Origin of the sequence: Brevibacillus jepli (assembly GCF_047229145.1) — a bacterium.
Taxonomy (GTDB): Bacteria; Bacillota; Bacilli; order Brevibacillales; family Brevibacillaceae; genus Brevibacillus.
The window spans coordinates 32368-48087 of sequence record NZ_JBFEFW010000028.1; the positions used below are offsets into that span (position 1 = coordinate 32368).

Consider the following 15720-nt stretch of genomic DNA (forward strand, 5'->3'; position numbering starts at 1 on the left):
CCAGCTCTGGAAAAATGACGGGGAATTTAAGCTTCACTTATGAATCACTCCATCGAAACTGCAACGTTTGAAGCGCTCCCGCCATTTTTTCCTGAGCGGGCAGTCAATCCCCCCTTGCGGGGCGTAGGCCGAAGTGCAGACTGGAAATGCGCTTCTTCCCCACCACAGCATCACTCGTAAAAAAGGGGCAGCTTAAAAGCCACCCCCTTTATTTCCCGGAAAATGTTACGACAGTCGTCCCATCAAGCTCTCCATACGATCCAGCGCCTTTTTCAACTGCTCCATCGATGTTGCGTATGAACAACGGATATGACCCTGCCCGCTCTCGCCGAACACGTCTCCCGGTACGACAGCTACCTTCTCTTCCATCAACAGCTTCTCAGCAAATTCAGAAGAGCTGAGACCTGTAGACGCCACAGATGGGAAGGCGTAGAATGCACCATCTGGTTCGTGGCACGTCAATCCGATTTGACGGAAGCCATCTACCACATAGTTACGACGCTGGCGGTAGCTCTCGATCATTCGTTCCATATCTGAACGTCCATGACGCAGGGCCTCCAACGCAGCCATCTGAGCCATTGTCGGTGCACACAGCATCGTGTACTGATGAATCTTCAGCATGCCTGCGAGCAAATCAGGTGACGCGCAGACATATCCCAGACGCCAGCCGGTCATCGCGAATGCTTTGGAGAAACCGGAGATCAGGATCGTCCGATCTTTCATCCCTGGAAGGGCCGCGATACTATCGTGCATCCGTCCGTAGGTAAGCTCCGCATAAATCTCATCGGAAATCACCATGAGGTCGTGCTTTTCAATGATCGGCAAAAGCGTTTTCCATTCTTCTGCGGTCATCGTGCCCCCGGTCGGGTTATTCGGATAACAGAAAATGATCGCTTTGGTACGAGCGGTGATGTGCGTCTCCAGCTCCTGCGTTGTCAGCTTGAACTGGTTTTCCATCGTCGTTTTCAGGAAAACTGGCACCCCACCAGCCAAACGAATAACTGGCTCATAGGAAACGTAGCATGGCTCCACGACCAGCACTTCATCACCTGGGTCGAGAATCGCACGCAACGCGATATCAATCGCTTCGCTGGCACCGACGGTCACGAGAATTTCTGTCTCTGGATGATAGCTGACAGAAAAACGTTCTTCCAAGTATTTCTGAATCTCCACGCGCAATGGCAGCATACCCGCATTGGAGGTATAAGCTGTATGTCCACGCTCCAGGGAAGAAATCGAAGCTTCTCTCATGCGCCAAGGAGTGACGAAATCCGGCTCCCCGACACCTAAGGAAATGACTCCCTCCATCGATGCCGCCAAGTCGAAAAAGCGGCGAATGCCCGATGGCTTCAACGATGCAACTGTACTGGATAAACGGTTTTTGACTTTGACTTGTGTACTCACGGCGTAACCACCATCCTGTGATCTTCGTCACGATCTTCCAGCTCAATGCCATCGTGCTTGTAACGTTTCAAAATAAAGTGTGTAGCTGTTGAGACAACCGAATCGAGTGTAGACAGCTTTTGCGAGACAAAAGTCGCTACCTCTTTCATCGTTTTGCCTTCCAAAATAATCGACAAATCATAGCTTGCACCAGACATCAAGTAAACAGCCTTTACTTCTGGGAAACGGCAGATTCGCTCTGCCACTTCATCAAAGCCGACGTCCCGCTTCGGCGTCACTTTTACATCGATCATCGCGTTCACATACGGATGATCGTCCACCCGCTCCCAGTTCACCAACGCTGGATATTTTACAATGACCTTCTCGGCTTCCAATGCTGCGATCGTCTGTTCAATGACCTCAGTTGGTTCCCCGAGCATTTTTCCGATTTGCTCAGCGCTCATGCGACTGTCTTCTTCCAACAGGTGCAACAGCTCTCTTTGCTTCAAGCGATCCATGCCCCACCACTCCAGTTTTCTCTTTATTTTTGTACATAAAATACGTGTTCAAAAAGTCGGCTTTTCAGCACCGAGAAGATGGCGAGAACCGAACGAAGGAGGAGCGGAATGTAGGCAATCTACATGAGCACTACTTCGTGATCAAAAGACGACTTTTTGAACAACCTCAAAAAGCAAAAAGCCTCAGCAACCAGACTCATGATATCCATGAATCCGATTGCTGAGGCGAAGGTATCGCGGTACCACTCAGCTTTTTTGCCTCTCTCACAAAAGGCAAACTTGTGCAGTCTATAAAGACATGCGCCCCATAACGTGGGCCATCCGCTGCTTTCTACTTGGCATTTTCAAAAGCAGAGCTCCAAGGTGGCTTTCAAAAAGAGTTCGCGGCTGCCCTCTCAGCTATCAGGCAACTCTCTGGACGTCAAAATCCCTTTTTTACTTTCCTTTTCACGGCTGTGTTGATTGTTTTATTGAATGTCTCAGATTATAAAAAGGTTTTCCCACATTGTCAACCAACAACTTCTGTCTTCGTATCCACTTACGAACCCTTAGGAATCCAGACACGAAACACGGTACCTGTTCCCACGCTGCTTTGGACGTCAATTTTTCCTCCATGATTTTCCACGATGGATTGGGTAATCGACAGTCCCAAGCCAGCACCTCCCATTTTGCGTGTGCGCGACGATTCAATCCGGTAGAAACGGTCGAATACATGTGGGACATGCTCCGGTGCAATCCCTGCCCCATTATCTCGAATCGTCAGCTCAATTCCACTTGCGAGGCTGCTCAGCGTTACCTCAATCTCACCGTCCACAGGGTCCGTGTGCTGTACCGCATTTTGAAACAGGTTGAGAATGACTTGTTTCATTCCGTCACAGTCAAAAGTAGCTGTCACGTTCGGTTCAACACGGAAGTGAACTTTACGGTGCCCTGCCAGAACAAGGAGCTGCGATTCCATACAGTGAACAATCTCCTCCAAATCGGCTTCTTGCAAAAATAATGCGGGCTCCCGATCCATGCGGGCAAGATACAATAAATCGTTGACCAGCTTGTTAAGGCGCTCTGTCTCTCCGTGCATGCTTTTCAATGCCTTTTGCAAATGTTCGGGATTTGCCGCTGCACCTCGCATCAGCACCTCCAGAAATCCATGGATCGATGTCAGTGGCGTTCGCAATTCGTGCGAAGCGTCTGCCACAAAGCGCCGCATCCGCTCCCCGACTTCTTGCTCGATTTTAAAGGAGGTTTCCAACCGCTCCAGCATTCCGTTAAAGACCGCCGATAATTGATCGATCTCCATCTGCCCTTGATTGACTGGCAATCGCTCATCTAAATTACCAGCGTTGATCCGCTCAACAGTGCCTTCGATACAGGTGAGTGGATTCAGTGTTCGCCGAAGCACAGGCACAAAGGTTAGTATGCCAATAATGAGAGCAAGTGCAGACGCTGAAAAGAAAATGATGAGCTGCGGAAATAGTACCTCCCTCATCGATCCGACAGGAGTACTGAGCTGCATGATTCCTTGGACTTGGTCAGGAGATTTGATAGGAGCCAGTACTGCCAGATAATCTTTCCCACCGCTTCCTTCCAGTATTTTGTATTTAAACGTGCATACTCCGCTTGCCAGTATCTCGCGGTACAGGTTGTCAGGAAAGCGCGGGGAATATCCTTCACTCGGATTCGCAAACAACTCCGTCACATTTGCGTCATTGTCAATAAAGGCATACTTGATATCCGGTGTGCGCAAGGATAGCAACGCACTTACATACTTATCGTTTTTCGGGAGCGTTTCCGTCTCCTCCAGGACTTGATAGGGAACGGTGACCGCTAGATTCAACAGGCTTTCCGCTTTACTGCGATACAAGAACTGCTCCATTAAAAAATACTGAATCACACCAATCAGGAGCAGCAGCCCGGATAAGATAAATAACGAACGAGATAGCAGCTGATAGCGCAAAGAGTTCGGTTCTAGGAAGGGGGCCCACTGTTTGTTTCGATTCTTTGTCATACAAAATCTACCCGATAACCCGCACCCCGCAATGTGCGAATGATCCGATGCTGACGATCGTTCAGTTTGTCACGCAGGGAGCGGATGTACACCTCGACAATGTTCTCCTCCCCACCGAAATCATACCCCCACACATTATCCAGAATCATCGGTTTGCTCAGCACCAAGCCGTGATTCGTCACCAAATATTTCAGCAAGGAGTATTCCGTTGGCGATAGCTCCAAGAGTGTGTCCTCGTAGCTAATTTCCTTCCGTCTGTCATCGATCTGGAATGGACCTAGATTTACTTTGGAGAGCAAGTGCGGATAATGATTGCGAATGCGAGCATGGATGCGGGCAAGCAGCTCCTCAAAGCTAAACGGCTTGATCATATAATCATCCGCGCCGAGCGTCAGTCCTTTTACTCGATCCTCCACGTCTTCTCTCGCAGTCAGCATGATCGTCGCTACATTTTGTATTTTTTTCAGCATCCGGCATACCTCGAAGCCATCCATGCCCGGCATCATCACATCGAGGATGACCACATGCGGCTGATGCTCCTTCACCATGGTCACGGCGGTCATTCCGTCTTGTGCCGTCAACACCTGGAAGCCTTCATTCTCGAGACCCATCTCCAGAAACTGCAGGATGGTCGGCTCATCATCGACAAGCAATATTTTAATGCCTTTATTTAGGCTCATTTCCTTCACCTCACCTCCATTTTACCTGATCAGGCAAAGAGTAGCTGAAAGTTTGCTGAATATGTCCTGAGTACTAGCTGAAACCTTTGTACAGAAAAAGAAACCACCGAATGGCACTCGCGCTAAAAAAGAAGTTGATAATTCTCGTACCACTGCACTTTCAACAAACTTTCAGCCTGCTTTCAAGCCCCTCTCAGCTTCCTCTTTCATAATGATCACTGCGAAGTCAATTACATACCACTCAAATCTGAGCACTTCAAAAATATGGAGGTTATCCAATAATGAAAAAGAATTCCGTCATCCTTACTGCCTCAGTTGCCACCCTCGTGGTCGGTATCGGAGGCTACATGCTCTATGACTACTTCGTGGGAAACCATGTGGAAATCCAGCCTGCAGCTGCAGTAAGCACAGCCTCATCTACCAGTTCATCCACGGCATTGACAGCAGATCAACTGAATAAAAAATGGACGATCAACGACCAGTCTAAAGTATATTTCTCCGTTACTACCTCAAAAGAAACGGTCAACTTTGAAATGAACGGGATTACCGGCAGCTGGGATGTGAACCTCTCTGCACCAGATCAAATGAAAGCAACGGCTTCTGCTGACTTGAATCAACTGAACTCCGGCAATGAAAAGCGCGACACGCATATCAAATCTCCTGATTACTTCGATACAGCCTTGCACCCGGCCGCTACCTTTGAAGCAAAATCATTTGAGAACTGGCCAACTACGTGGACAGAAGGACAAAAGGCTTCGTTTACCATCAATGGTGTCTTGACCCTCAAAGGGATTGCCAAAGACGTGAAAATTGATGCTGATGCGATATATTCCCAAGGCAAGCTGCAGCTGGAAGGAACATCAGTGGTAACGTTTGGTGACTTCGGATTGACTAGCCCACATACGATCGTAGCCCAAACGGAAGAAAATATTAACATTACCTTGAGACTGGCGCTTGATGCTGTTTAATCAATCGCTTTTCGCAGGAACTACTTCAAAGAGACGTCTGACATTCACAGGCGTCTTTTTTCACATATCTTTACATTGTATAATTGACATTGTTAAAACGATCTTATAATATAAAAGCATGATAACAGATTCGAGCAAATGGAAAGGATGATCTTGTGAGTACGTCCCCCCTACGAGCCAAACGCATCCATTTTCGGACCAAAAAGTATCGCTCACCGGATGGGCTTCCAACAGATATTTGCCTCTTTACAATCCTTTCCACCCCGCGCCAAACGAAAACCAAATCGCTGCCACACAAGCAATTAGCGGTTCTTCTGATCAAGCGCAAAAGTGATACCTTTGGTGAGCAATGGGCCTTGCCCGGCGGGTTTTCCCATGAATCGGAGACGCTGGATGAATGCGCCTACCGTGAACTAAAAGAAGAGACGAATATCGACCGCGATGTTCACATTGAGCAGCTCAAGACATACTACAAGCCGGGTCGAGACCCTCGTGGCTGGATTCCGAGTGTCGCCTATGTCTCTCTCGTTCATGAAGATTTATTGAAGCACGCACAGGCGAACGACGACGCATCAGACGCGCAGCTGTTTCCGATTGAGGAAGCTTTTGCACGCAACCTTGCTTTTGATCATCGTGAAATTTTGACGGACGCCTTACAGCGGGTTCGTGAGCAGATGCTGCAAACGACGATTGCCAAAGCGTTTTTGCCAGATGAGTTTACCTTGAGTGAACTGCTGCAAGTGATTGAGACGGTCGTCCCTTCCTTTTCAGCAAAAGATCGCGGCAATTTTGAGCGGCGCCTGCTTGCGACTACCAGACGACAAGGACTTCTCGAACCTGTTCTATCTGGTGACGGACTGCCTGTATACTCTACTGAGTTCTCGAATTCGCCAGCGAAGCTCTATCGCTTTACCGGCTTTACGCCGACTGCCATGATTTATTAGAAAGTCCACATTCACATTCAGGAGATAGTTCAAAAATCGTCTTTTGATCACGAAGCGGTCCTGAGGGCAAATTCGACATCGAAAGAGGCGTTCACCTTCAAAGTCCGGTGCTCATGTAGGTTCCCCTACACTCCGCTCCTCCTTTTTCAGGTTCTCGCCACTTTCTCGGTGCTGAAAAGACGGCTTTTTGAACATCCACATTCAGGAGGTTTTTGCCATGAAAGCTTTGATTGTGATCGACTACACGAATGATTTTGTTGCGACTGACGGTGCATTGACTTGTGGGGAGCCGGGCCAGGCCATAGAAGGACGCATTGGCGAACTGATCCGCGACTTCCTCGCAGAAGGCGACTTCGTTGTCATGGCAGTCGACGCTCATCGAGAACAGGACCCGTACCATCCTGAGACAGGACTGTATCCTCCGCATAACATTATCGGTACTACTGGCCGGAATTTGTACGGCAGTATTCAGGACATTTACGAGGAATTCGATGAGACGATTCACTGGATGGATAAGACGCGCTACAGTGCTTTTCAAGGAACGGACCTTGCGCTATTACTACGCACAAGAGGTATCACGGAAATTCATCTGGTAGGAGTTTGCACAGATATTTGCGTATTGCATACAGCGATTGAGGGATTTTATCACGGCTTTTCCGTTGTCATCCATGAGGATGCAGTGGCGAGCTTTCTTCCAGAAGGCCACCAATGGGCTCTCGGTCATTTTCAGAACCAGCTTGGCATGACTGTACGGAAAAAATAGCAGGCTCATGACGAATAGGAGGCAGTTACTATGCGTATCGGTATTTATGGCAGCAGCTTTGATCCCATAACGTACAGCCATTTGTTCACGGCTGCGACCGTCGCTCATCGGAGACGGCTGGACAAAGTCATTTTCGTCCCATGCTCCTCGAAGCGTCATGATAAAAAATTACAGACAGAGGATGTCCATCGCCTGCACATGCTCAAATTGGCGTTGGCGAGCAGTACGCACAAAACAAACCAATACGGTGAGCCTCTTTTCGAAATTTCTACAGTCGAGATGGATGCCCTGCCTGGTGAGACGTATACGTATGACACGATGATGCATATGAAAAAGAAGTACCCGAATGACGAGCTGTTTTTCATCATGGGTTCGGACCTCTTGGACGGAATGTCGAACTGGGGGAACGCCGAAAAGCTGATCGCCGGCTTCCACTTTATCGTGATGTCACGCGAAGGCTATCCGACCGCTGACTTGATCGCGGAGGATGCGCTGCTGCGAAATCACGACGAGCATTTTCTCATCATGAGCAAGGGCATCAACATGGGGATCAGCTCTACTTACATCCGTGACGAAATCCGCAAAGGCGGCGACCCAAGCTTCTTATTGCCGGATGATTGCCTTCAGTACATTTATGATAAGGGAATCTATAAAGAGCCCTACGTATAATCTCAAAAAGACAAACAGCCGAACCTGAGGTGTCGGCTGTTTTGTTTTCTTCCCTATCCACGATTGAGAGTATTGGCAATCGCAGGCTTTTGTATTTTCTTCTGATAGTTCACCAAATAAATACTGCACACGATCAAAACCAGGCCAGCGATGAGCGAATACGTAACCGGCTCGTCCATGAAAATGGTGCCCGTAACGACTGCGATGAGCGGCACCAGAAATGTAAAAGCCGCCACCTTGCTCGCTTCACCCGCATTCACAAGCCCAAAGTAAATGACGATTGCAATCGGCACGCCAAACGTAGCACCATAGCTAAGACCGATCAAATAAGGCACATTCCAGACGATGTCGGACCAGCTTTCTACGCCTGTCCCCAACATGGTTAATGCCGCTCCACCGATGATGCATTGCATGGCAACCATCCAGAGTGAATCTACCTTGGTACTGACTTTTTTGACATAGATCACTCCCAACGCCCAAGATACAGCTGTCAGCAATCCCAAGATGACACCTACAATGGATACCTGTCCAGTAAGCCCGTCTGCACTGACCGCAAGTATTCCGAGGAATCCCATAATCAGCCCCATCACCTTGACCACCGTCATGCTTTCTCCGAGCCACAACCAGGCAAAGAGCCCAATCAAGATTGGCTGGAAGTAAACCAATACGGAGAATAATCCACCTGGTAAATACACGAGTCCAACCGTCTGAATGCCGTAAAAACATAATGTATTCAGGAAAGCAGATATACAATAGCCTGACCAATTTTCACGCCAGTTGATTTTTTTCCATTTTGGCAAAATAAACAACGCAAGCAGAAGTCCGCCAATCAACGAGCGCATTCCTGCGAATAAAATAGGTGGCGTATAAGCGAGCGACATTTTGTAGATCGACCAGCTTAATCCCCACATCAACACCAGACTTGCAATAGCGACTGCGGTTTTATACGAAAACTTTCCCACGAGGGGCCTCCCTTTCTAGCTGTACTCTTGCTTTATGTTTTTGTCCGCCTCCTATAGTACCACAGATGCCAAAAAGCCGGATGTACTCACCCGGCTTTGCTTGCTGCCATATTATTGCTGCTCCTGACGCAGGAATTGGTCGAAATCATCAGTCGTAAGCGGCTTGCTGAACAAATAGCCTTGACCGTGGTCGCAGCCGTTTTCCTTCAAAGCCGCTACCTGATCATCCAGTTCAATTCCCTCTGCAATTACATTCATATTGAGACTTTGCGCGATTGTGACAATCGCTTTTACAATCGCTTGACTCTCTTGGTTGTGATGAATGTCGCGTATAAAGGAGGCGTCAATTTTGATTGTATCGACTGGCAAGCTTTTAATATAACTAAACGAGCTGTAGCCTGTCCCAAAATCATCAATCGAAATTTCGATGCCGATATCCCGAATCTGTTGCAGGACTGCCGTCGCCTCTTCCATTTTCACAAAAATGCTCTCCGTAATCTCCAGCTCCAGCCAATCAGGAGACAGATTGGTTTCCCGTAAAATATCCTTGATCATCTCGACCAGATCTTTTTGATAGATTTGTCTCGCTGACAAATTCACAGACACCTTCAACGTATATCCTTGATCATGCCATAGCTTGTTTTGTCTGCACGCCTGCTTCAAAATCCATTCCCCAAGCGCCAGGATCATCCCTGTCTCCTCCGCAATGGGAATAAAGCGATTCGGCGGGATGATGCCAAGCTCAGGATGCACCCATCTGACGAGCGCCTCCATGCCTGTCATTCCTCCTGTCGCGATATCAATTTTCGGCTGGTAGTAGATTTGGAACTGCTCTTGTTCAATCGCTTTTCGCATCTCATTTTCCATCAAGATGCGCTCCAGCGACTTCGCCTCCATCGTCGGATCGAAAAAGTCATAGCCATTCTTCCCGCGTGATTTCACTGTATACAAAGCCGTATCCGCCCGTTTCAACAGATCTTCAGGGTTGTCCCCATCCTGCGGGTACAAGGCAATGCCGATGCTGCAAGACACGTTGAACACATGACCATCCAATTCAAACGGCCTCTGCAGCTGATTCATGATCTGCTCCGCCAAGGCTGCCGCTTCACTGCGATCCTGAAGCTGTGTCTGCATCACCGTAAATTCATCTCCACCCAGTCTGGCGACGACATCTCCTGGCTTCAGGCATCCCTGCAGACGTTTTGCTGCCTCTACTAGCAGCAAATCCCCTACATCGTGACCGAACGAGTCATTCACGTCCTTGAAACGGTCCATATCTAAAAACAGGACAGCCAGCGTGGATTGAAAACGCTTGGCCTGCATCATTTCCTTGCTGAGCTGTTGGACATACATACGTCGATTCGGAAGGTCTGTCAACGCATCATGATAAGCCAAGTGGTGTATCGTCTCTTCAGAGCGCTTCCGGTCAGTGACGTCACGGGTCACAAGGAGCAGCTTGGTCACATTCCCTTCCTGATCCGTAATCGGATTGATCTTGCTCTCTGTCCAGATGACATCTTGTCTTTGCGTGTTGATCCGACATTCTACCATGTACTCTTTTCGCGTAGAGAACGCATGCTGAATCGCGTAGGCGAAAATATCCCTGTCTTCCTCCACGATCCACTCGAACAGATTGTGGATTTCATGATCAGGCACTTCATGCTCCCATAGACGAATATGCGACGGAGACAAGTAAAGAAATTCCCCATCCAGATTAATGATGCTGATGATATCTGACGTATTTTCAGCGATGATGCGATACTTTTCTTCACTCCGCTTGAGTTCCTCTTCCATCTGCTTACGAGCTGTGATGTCACTGCGGATGGAAAGGTACTGGTAGATCTCACCCTGCTGATTCTTAAAGGGCACGATCGTCGTATCTACCCAGTAAAAGCTGCCATCCTTTGCTCGATTGCGAATTTCCCCCCGCCATACTTCACCGGAGCGGATGCACGACCACATTTCTTTGAAAAAGCTTTTCGGATGATGGCCGGAATTAAGCAGTCGATGATCCTTCCCGACCAATTCGCTACGTTCGTATTTGGATATGCGGCAAAACTATTCATTTGCGCGCAAAATAATCCCCTTGTGATCCGTAATAGCCAGGATCGTTGACTGATCCAAAGCGTATTTCACATCTGCCAGCTCGTTTACAACCATATTTAGCTCACCATCTTTTTCGAGTAGTAGCCCTACCCAATTTTGGGGTGTCATTGAAGCTATTAATTGGTTTTTCATCTCGATCACCTGTTTATGGAGTACGGCTCTTGTCGTGATTGCCGTTAAGAAAACCTGCTTTCTGAAACAGTCAAAAAAAATGATCCTTACAGAAGGATCATAACGTTCTGAAAAGAAGTCCGCTCCATTTTACCATGTATTTCCGAAAGATCAACGAGAACGCCTGCGGTAGAAACAACATTTTTGCAAACTTCTTGAGGTGTTCATAAGGAAAAGTGAGCCAGAACAAGGAGTCCGGCTCACTTTTTCTCAAACATGGTTATAGCATACTATCTCTCCATTACAAGCGGGCGAGAATGCTGCGGTTAAGATCTGCGACAGAATTGCTGCCGGACAGAGCCATTGCGACATCAAACTCATGGATGAGCGTATCCAGAACACTCGCCACGCCCTGCTCTCCTGCTACAGCCAGTCCGTACAAGAATGGGCGACCAATCAGGATGGCGTTCGCTCCTAATGCTATCGCTTTGACGACATCTGCTCCTGTACGTACGCCACTATCGAGCAAGACAGGTATCTTGCCTGCTACCACCTCGGCAATTGCAGGCAGTGCATCCAGCGTAGAAATAGCGCCATCCATCTGCCGCCCACCATGATTGGAGACGATAATTCCATCCACGCCGTGTTCTAAGGCAAGCCTCGCATCATCTGGATGCAGGATTCCTTTTACCAAAATCGGCAGACGCGTATGCTCCCGCAAAAAGGAGATATCGTTCCAATTCAGCGCTGGATGATATATGTTTTTCAATACCTCTTCTACCGCATTCTCCGGTGTTACCTCCTGGAGTCGGGAGCAAAAAACAGGGTCTGTTATGTAGTTCGCCAACCCTTTTCCTTCGCGCAGCGGTGAATACCCGTTACGAAAATCTCGGCGCTTCCACCCTAGCATCACTGTATCTACCGTGAGGACAATGGCAGAATAGCCAGACATTTCTGCTCGTCTAACCATACTGGCAGAAACCTCTCGATCGTTGGACCAATAGAGCTGGAACCAGCGATAGGCATCTCCCATGACATCCGCTATTTGTTCGAGTGAATGGGCAGAGACGGTGCTGGCTACAAACGGTACGCCTGCTGCTGCGGCCGCCCTTGCAGACGCCAGCTCACCATCCGGATGCGAAATCGTCTGCATGCCGACTGGGGCCAAAAAAATCGGCGTACGCAATGGTTGATTGTATATGGAAATACCAAGAGTGCGATTCGTTACATCGCGCATCATCCGTGGAATGACCGCCCAGCGTGAGAAGGCTGTCCGGTTTTCTACCAAGGTTTCTTCTGCCCCTGATCCCCCTGCAACGTAATCAAATGGCCCATCCGGCAATACCTCTCGCGCCTTTTTCTCCCAGTCCTCAATGGAAATCGGCAACGCTTGTGTGTCCTTGTTCACCCGGGTAAATAAGAGTGATTCTTCATTTGTTTTCGTCATCTGGTTTGCTTCCTTTCTGCATCTTCTCCATCTTTTGTATCTCAATTCACCCGAATTCGCAATAGTCTTAATCTCTTTTCTATTGGGAAGCTTGTCCACTCTCTCACGCGCCTTGCTCAGGGCTACCTTTTCTTTTTGCCTTTTCGGGCTGCGCGACGGACCTGCTTCTTTGTCTTCATTGTCTTCATTGTCTTCATTGCAGCTGCTCCTGACCCCACCCATGTATTCGTCTGGCTATTTTCATTGATCACTTTTACCATGTTGCCGCTGTTGTTTCCACCCGAACCGGAAAACGCTTTGGTCACGCTTTTCGGAGAGTTGTTTGCCGTATCGCCAAAGTTAATATTCCCAACATTATTCGTAATGGTCACCGTACCCACAAAAGTTGGCAATACTGCTCCCTCCCCGTCTGCTAATGGCTGTAAAAAGCTTACTCCTATCATATGAGAGGGGATTTGTGCCCGCTTGGACGATGGTTGAGGGCACTTGCAGGATGGGTTTATCACAAAAAAAATTCTCCCCGAATAGACAAATCTACGCGAGGAGAAGGTCCAACTATTGTGCAGTGTATCCGCCGTCCACCAACAGGCTTGTCCCAGTGACGAATGAAGCATCATCGCTGGCAAGGAACAGAACAGCCTTGGCGACTTCTTCCGGTTTACCCAAGCGTCCCATTGGATGCAGCCCAATCAGATGCTCGGTTATAGCTTCATCGCGACCAGCGATCAGTGGCGTGTCAATGTAACCAGGGCAGACAGCGTTCACGCGAATCCCTTGTTTCGCATACGTAATTCCCAGTGTCTGGGTCAAAAGCTTCACGCCACCTTTGGCGGAAGAGTATGCAGTCACACCCGCTTTTCCGGCATGGCTATGAATAGAGCCGCAGTTGACAATCGCTCCGCCAGTTCCTTGCGCCAGCATTTGCTCGATGACGTATTTATCACACAAGAACACTCCGGTAAGATTGATATCAATCGTTCTTTGCCAGTCATCCATGCTCAACAGATGTCCAGGTGCGTCCTTGGCGATGCCTGCATTGGCAAATAACACGTCTACCTTCCCGTACTTCTCCACAGTGACGCTCACCATATTTTTCACTTCGTCTTCCTTTGTCACGTCCGTTTTCACGAACAAAGCATCAAAGCCTGCCTGATTGAGCTCTTCTGCCAATTCCATTCCTCGTGTGGAGAAGTCAGCAATTACTACTTTTGCTCCTTCTTTTGCGAAAAGACGGACGGTAGTCTCCCCGATTCCACTTGCTCCCCCTGTAACAATCGCTACTTTATTTTCCAGTCTCATGTATAACTCCTCCTACTTTATAAAATGGCGTGTTTACCGTTTTATCTTGCTGTTGCGCCGCCATCGATGACGAATTCTGCCCCTGTGACATGGGAAGACTCATCAGAAGCGAGGAACAGTACCATATTGGATACATCATCTACCGTACCGAGTCGGCCAGTCGGAGTAGCCTGTGCCAGTTCTGCCTTGGAGTGCTTCGTAGTCTCCGAAGCGTACGACACCATCCCCGTATCGATATAGCCAGGGTGAATCGAGTTCACACGCACGCCGTGAGCCGCATACTCCATGGCTGCATCCTTGCTCATGATGCGGACAGCCCCTTTGCTCGCTCCATACAATACGTGACCTGGCGCACCGAACAGTCCAGCGATGGATGAAGCATTGATGACAGAACCACCTTGTTGTTTTGCCATGACAGGCATCGTGTGCTTCATTCCCAAAAATACGCCTGTCACGTTAATCGCCATCAGACGATTCCATTCCTCCAGCGTAATTTCTGCGAGCGGTTTAATCATATAAATTCCTGCATTATTAAACAGGATGTCTACTTTTCCGTATTGTTGAATCGTAGCTTCCACCACTTGCTGCCATTGCTCTTCACGACTTACATCATGCGCAATCGCGATGGCTTCTCCACCCGCTTCCTTGATTTCCGCTACCGTCTGAGAGGCACTGTCCAGATTAATGTCGGTAACGATTACTTTCGCACCTTCTTTTGCAAAACGAATCGCCGTTGTTTTCCCGATTCCAGTTCCGCCACCGGTAATGATCGCTACTTTTTCTGCTAATCTTGCCATTTGGAAACGCCTCCATTTTTATTTCGTATGTGACACTGCACCTGATCCCTTGCCTTGCTTTCATTATAGACCTCAACTATATTTAATTATATTCAAACATACTTACCGTTCCTTAAGTACGGTTAAAGGATGTGTTAAACGTTATGCATTTTGAACAGCTCGAATATATTGTCGAGATCGCGAAAGCAGGGTCACTGACCAAAGCAGCGCAAAACAAGCATGTCACTCTTTCCGCCATCAGTCAGTCGCTTTCCAGCTTGGAATCTGAATTAGGCGTTACCTTGTTTACACGTTCCCGCATCGGAGCCGTACCGACCCCAGAAGGGCGCATCATCATCAAAAAAGCATTTGAAGCCTTAGGCAAGATTCAGGAGATCTGGGAGGAAGCCCAAAACTATACAAACACGCTGAGCGGAGATCTTAGGCTGGCGACCATTCCCGGTCCATTAAGCTTGTTGGTAAATGCCGTATCAAGCTTCAAAAAAGATTACCCTCTCATTCGTACCGAGCTCGCAGAAAAAGGCACCCAGGAAATATTGGAGGATATTCTTCAGGACAAGCTTGATATTGGCCTGATTATCATTCATAAGCACTTACTAAAAAAAAGCGAGGGTCTTGGCCTTGTGTTCGAACCGTTGGTAGAAGGGAAAATGGTCGTGGGCGTAGGGAAAAATTCGGCTCTTGCCTATCAAACCTCCATCACACCAGATGAACTTCGTCATTATTCCTTTGTCCTGTACAATGACGCATACGTAAGGTCGTTCGTGGATGATTTTGCCGAAAACTATGGTCCTGTCGAGATCTTGTTTACTTCCAATAATACAGATGCCATTCTGAGTGCAATCAGGCAAAACCTTGCTGTCACCATCGGGCTGGACTACTCCTTTATGCACGAGCATCCTCTGCGCGATGCCGAATTGATCACCCTTGATTTGGACATTCCCTATCAACAGCCAGTCTATCTCGGCTGGGTCCGCTCAGCGGAACGTCATTTTTCCCGCATCTCGATGAGCTTTATCAATCGCCTTCAACATGATTTAAAAACCAAGAAGTAACCGCTCTTTCTAA

The 15720-nt window shown here is 48.3% G+C and carries 14 protein-coding genes, 1 pseudogene and 1 other annotated feature; of the genes and pseudogenes, 5 read left to right on the forward strand and 10 right to left on the reverse strand.

The window, feature by feature from the left end; translation table 11 throughout:
- Window positions 1–225 precede the first annotated feature (225 nt).
- The 4 genes from AB1L17_RS24455 to AB1L17_RS24470 form a co-directional block, all read right to left on the reverse strand.
- Window positions 226–1404 (reverse strand): aminotransferase, encoded by a 1179-nt coding sequence (locus AB1L17_RS24455; protein ID WP_412847722.1) that lies wholly within the window; start codon window positions 1402–1404, stop codon window positions 226–228.
- Window positions 1401–1901, reverse strand: coding sequence for an Lrp/AsnC family transcriptional regulator (locus AB1L17_RS24460; protein ID WP_412847723.1), 501 nt, complete (start codon window positions 1899–1901; stop codon window positions 1401–1403). Before AB1L17_RS24460 ends, AB1L17_RS24455 begins: the two co-directional genes overlap by 4 nt.
- A 218-nt stretch (window positions 1902–2119) precedes the next feature.
- Window positions 2120–2361: a binding site (T-box leader), on the reverse strand.
- Window positions 2362–2439: 78 nt separating this feature from the next.
- Window positions 2440–3906, reverse strand: a complete 1467-nt coding sequence (locus AB1L17_RS24465) for a sensor histidine kinase (RefSeq protein WP_412847724.1) — start codon at window positions 3904–3906, stop codon at window positions 2440–2442.
- Window positions 3903–4586: a response regulator transcription factor gene (locus tag AB1L17_RS24470; RefSeq protein WP_412847725.1), complete on the reverse strand. Its 684-nt coding sequence runs from the start codon at window positions 4584–4586 to the stop codon at window positions 3903–3905. Before AB1L17_RS24470 ends, AB1L17_RS24465 begins: the two co-directional genes overlap by 4 nt.
- A 281-nt stretch (window positions 4587–4867) precedes the next feature.
- On the opposite strand from AB1L17_RS24470, the gene AB1L17_RS24475 reads away from it, so the two are divergent.
- The 4 genes from AB1L17_RS24475 to nadD all read left to right on the forward strand — a co-directional run bounded on the left by AB1L17_RS24475 (window position 4868) and on the right by nadD (window position 7930).
- Window positions 4868–5554 carry a YceI family protein gene (locus AB1L17_RS24475; RefSeq protein WP_412847726.1) on the forward strand — a complete coding sequence of 229 codons (687 nt, stop codon included), beginning with the start codon at window positions 4868–4870 and terminating at the stop codon, window positions 5552–5554.
- Window positions 5555–5709: 155 nt separating this feature from the next.
- A complete protein-coding gene (locus AB1L17_RS24480) occupies window positions 5710–6498 on the forward strand; it encodes an NUDIX hydrolase (RefSeq protein WP_412847727.1) in 789 nt (262 codons plus the stop codon).
- Window positions 6499–6715: 217 nt separating this feature from the next.
- Window positions 6716–7261 (forward strand): cysteine hydrolase family protein, encoded by a 546-nt coding sequence (locus tag AB1L17_RS24485; RefSeq protein ID WP_412847728.1) that lies wholly within the window; start codon window positions 6716–6718, stop codon window positions 7259–7261.
- A 30-nt stretch (window positions 7262–7291) separates the two neighbouring features.
- Window positions 7292–7930: a nicotinate-nucleotide adenylyltransferase gene (nadD, locus tag AB1L17_RS24490; protein ID WP_412847729.1), complete on the forward strand. Its 639-nt coding sequence runs from the start codon at window positions 7292–7294 to the stop codon at window positions 7928–7930.
- Window positions 7931–7983: 53 nt separating this feature from the next.
- Here nadD and AB1L17_RS24495 read toward each other — a convergent pair whose 3' ends face one another.
- From AB1L17_RS24495 to AB1L17_RS24520, 6 genes and pseudogenes are all read right to left on the reverse strand, one after another.
- Window positions 7984–8892 (reverse strand): DMT family transporter, encoded by a 909-nt coding sequence (locus AB1L17_RS24495; RefSeq protein WP_412847730.1) that lies wholly within the window; start codon window positions 8890–8892, stop codon window positions 7984–7986.
- A 111-nt stretch (window positions 8893–9003) separates the two neighbouring features.
- Window positions 9004–11130, reverse strand: a pseudogene (locus AB1L17_RS24500) (putative bifunctional diguanylate cyclase/phosphodiesterase).
- A 280-nt stretch (window positions 11131–11410) separates the two neighbouring features.
- Window positions 11411–12556 carry an alpha-hydroxy-acid oxidizing protein gene (locus AB1L17_RS24505; protein ID WP_412847731.1) on the reverse strand — a complete coding sequence of 382 codons (1146 nt, stop codon included), beginning with the start codon at window positions 12554–12556 and terminating at the stop codon, window positions 11411–11413.
- Window positions 12557–12678: 122 nt separating this feature from the next.
- Window positions 12679–12948 carry a spore germination protein gene (locus AB1L17_RS24510; protein ID WP_412847732.1) on the reverse strand — a complete coding sequence of 90 codons (270 nt, stop codon included), beginning with the start codon at window positions 12946–12948 and terminating at the stop codon, window positions 12679–12681.
- 163 nt (window positions 12949–13111) lie between these two features.
- Complete coding sequence (locus AB1L17_RS24515; protein WP_412847733.1) at window positions 13112–13855, reverse strand: SDR family NAD(P)-dependent oxidoreductase; 744 nt, start codon at window positions 13853–13855, stop codon at window positions 13112–13114.
- Window positions 13856–13896: 41 nt separating this feature from the next.
- Window positions 13897–14652: an SDR family NAD(P)-dependent oxidoreductase gene (locus AB1L17_RS24520; RefSeq protein WP_412847734.1), complete on the reverse strand. Its 756-nt coding sequence runs from the start codon at window positions 14650–14652 to the stop codon at window positions 13897–13899.
- Between the two features lie 143 nt (window positions 14653–14795).
- Between AB1L17_RS24520 and AB1L17_RS24525 the strand changes: the two genes are divergently transcribed.
- Window positions 14796–15707: a LysR family transcriptional regulator gene (locus AB1L17_RS24525; RefSeq protein ID WP_412847735.1), complete on the forward strand. Its 912-nt coding sequence runs from the start codon at window positions 14796–14798 to the stop codon at window positions 15705–15707.
- Window positions 15708–15720 lie beyond the last annotated feature (13 nt).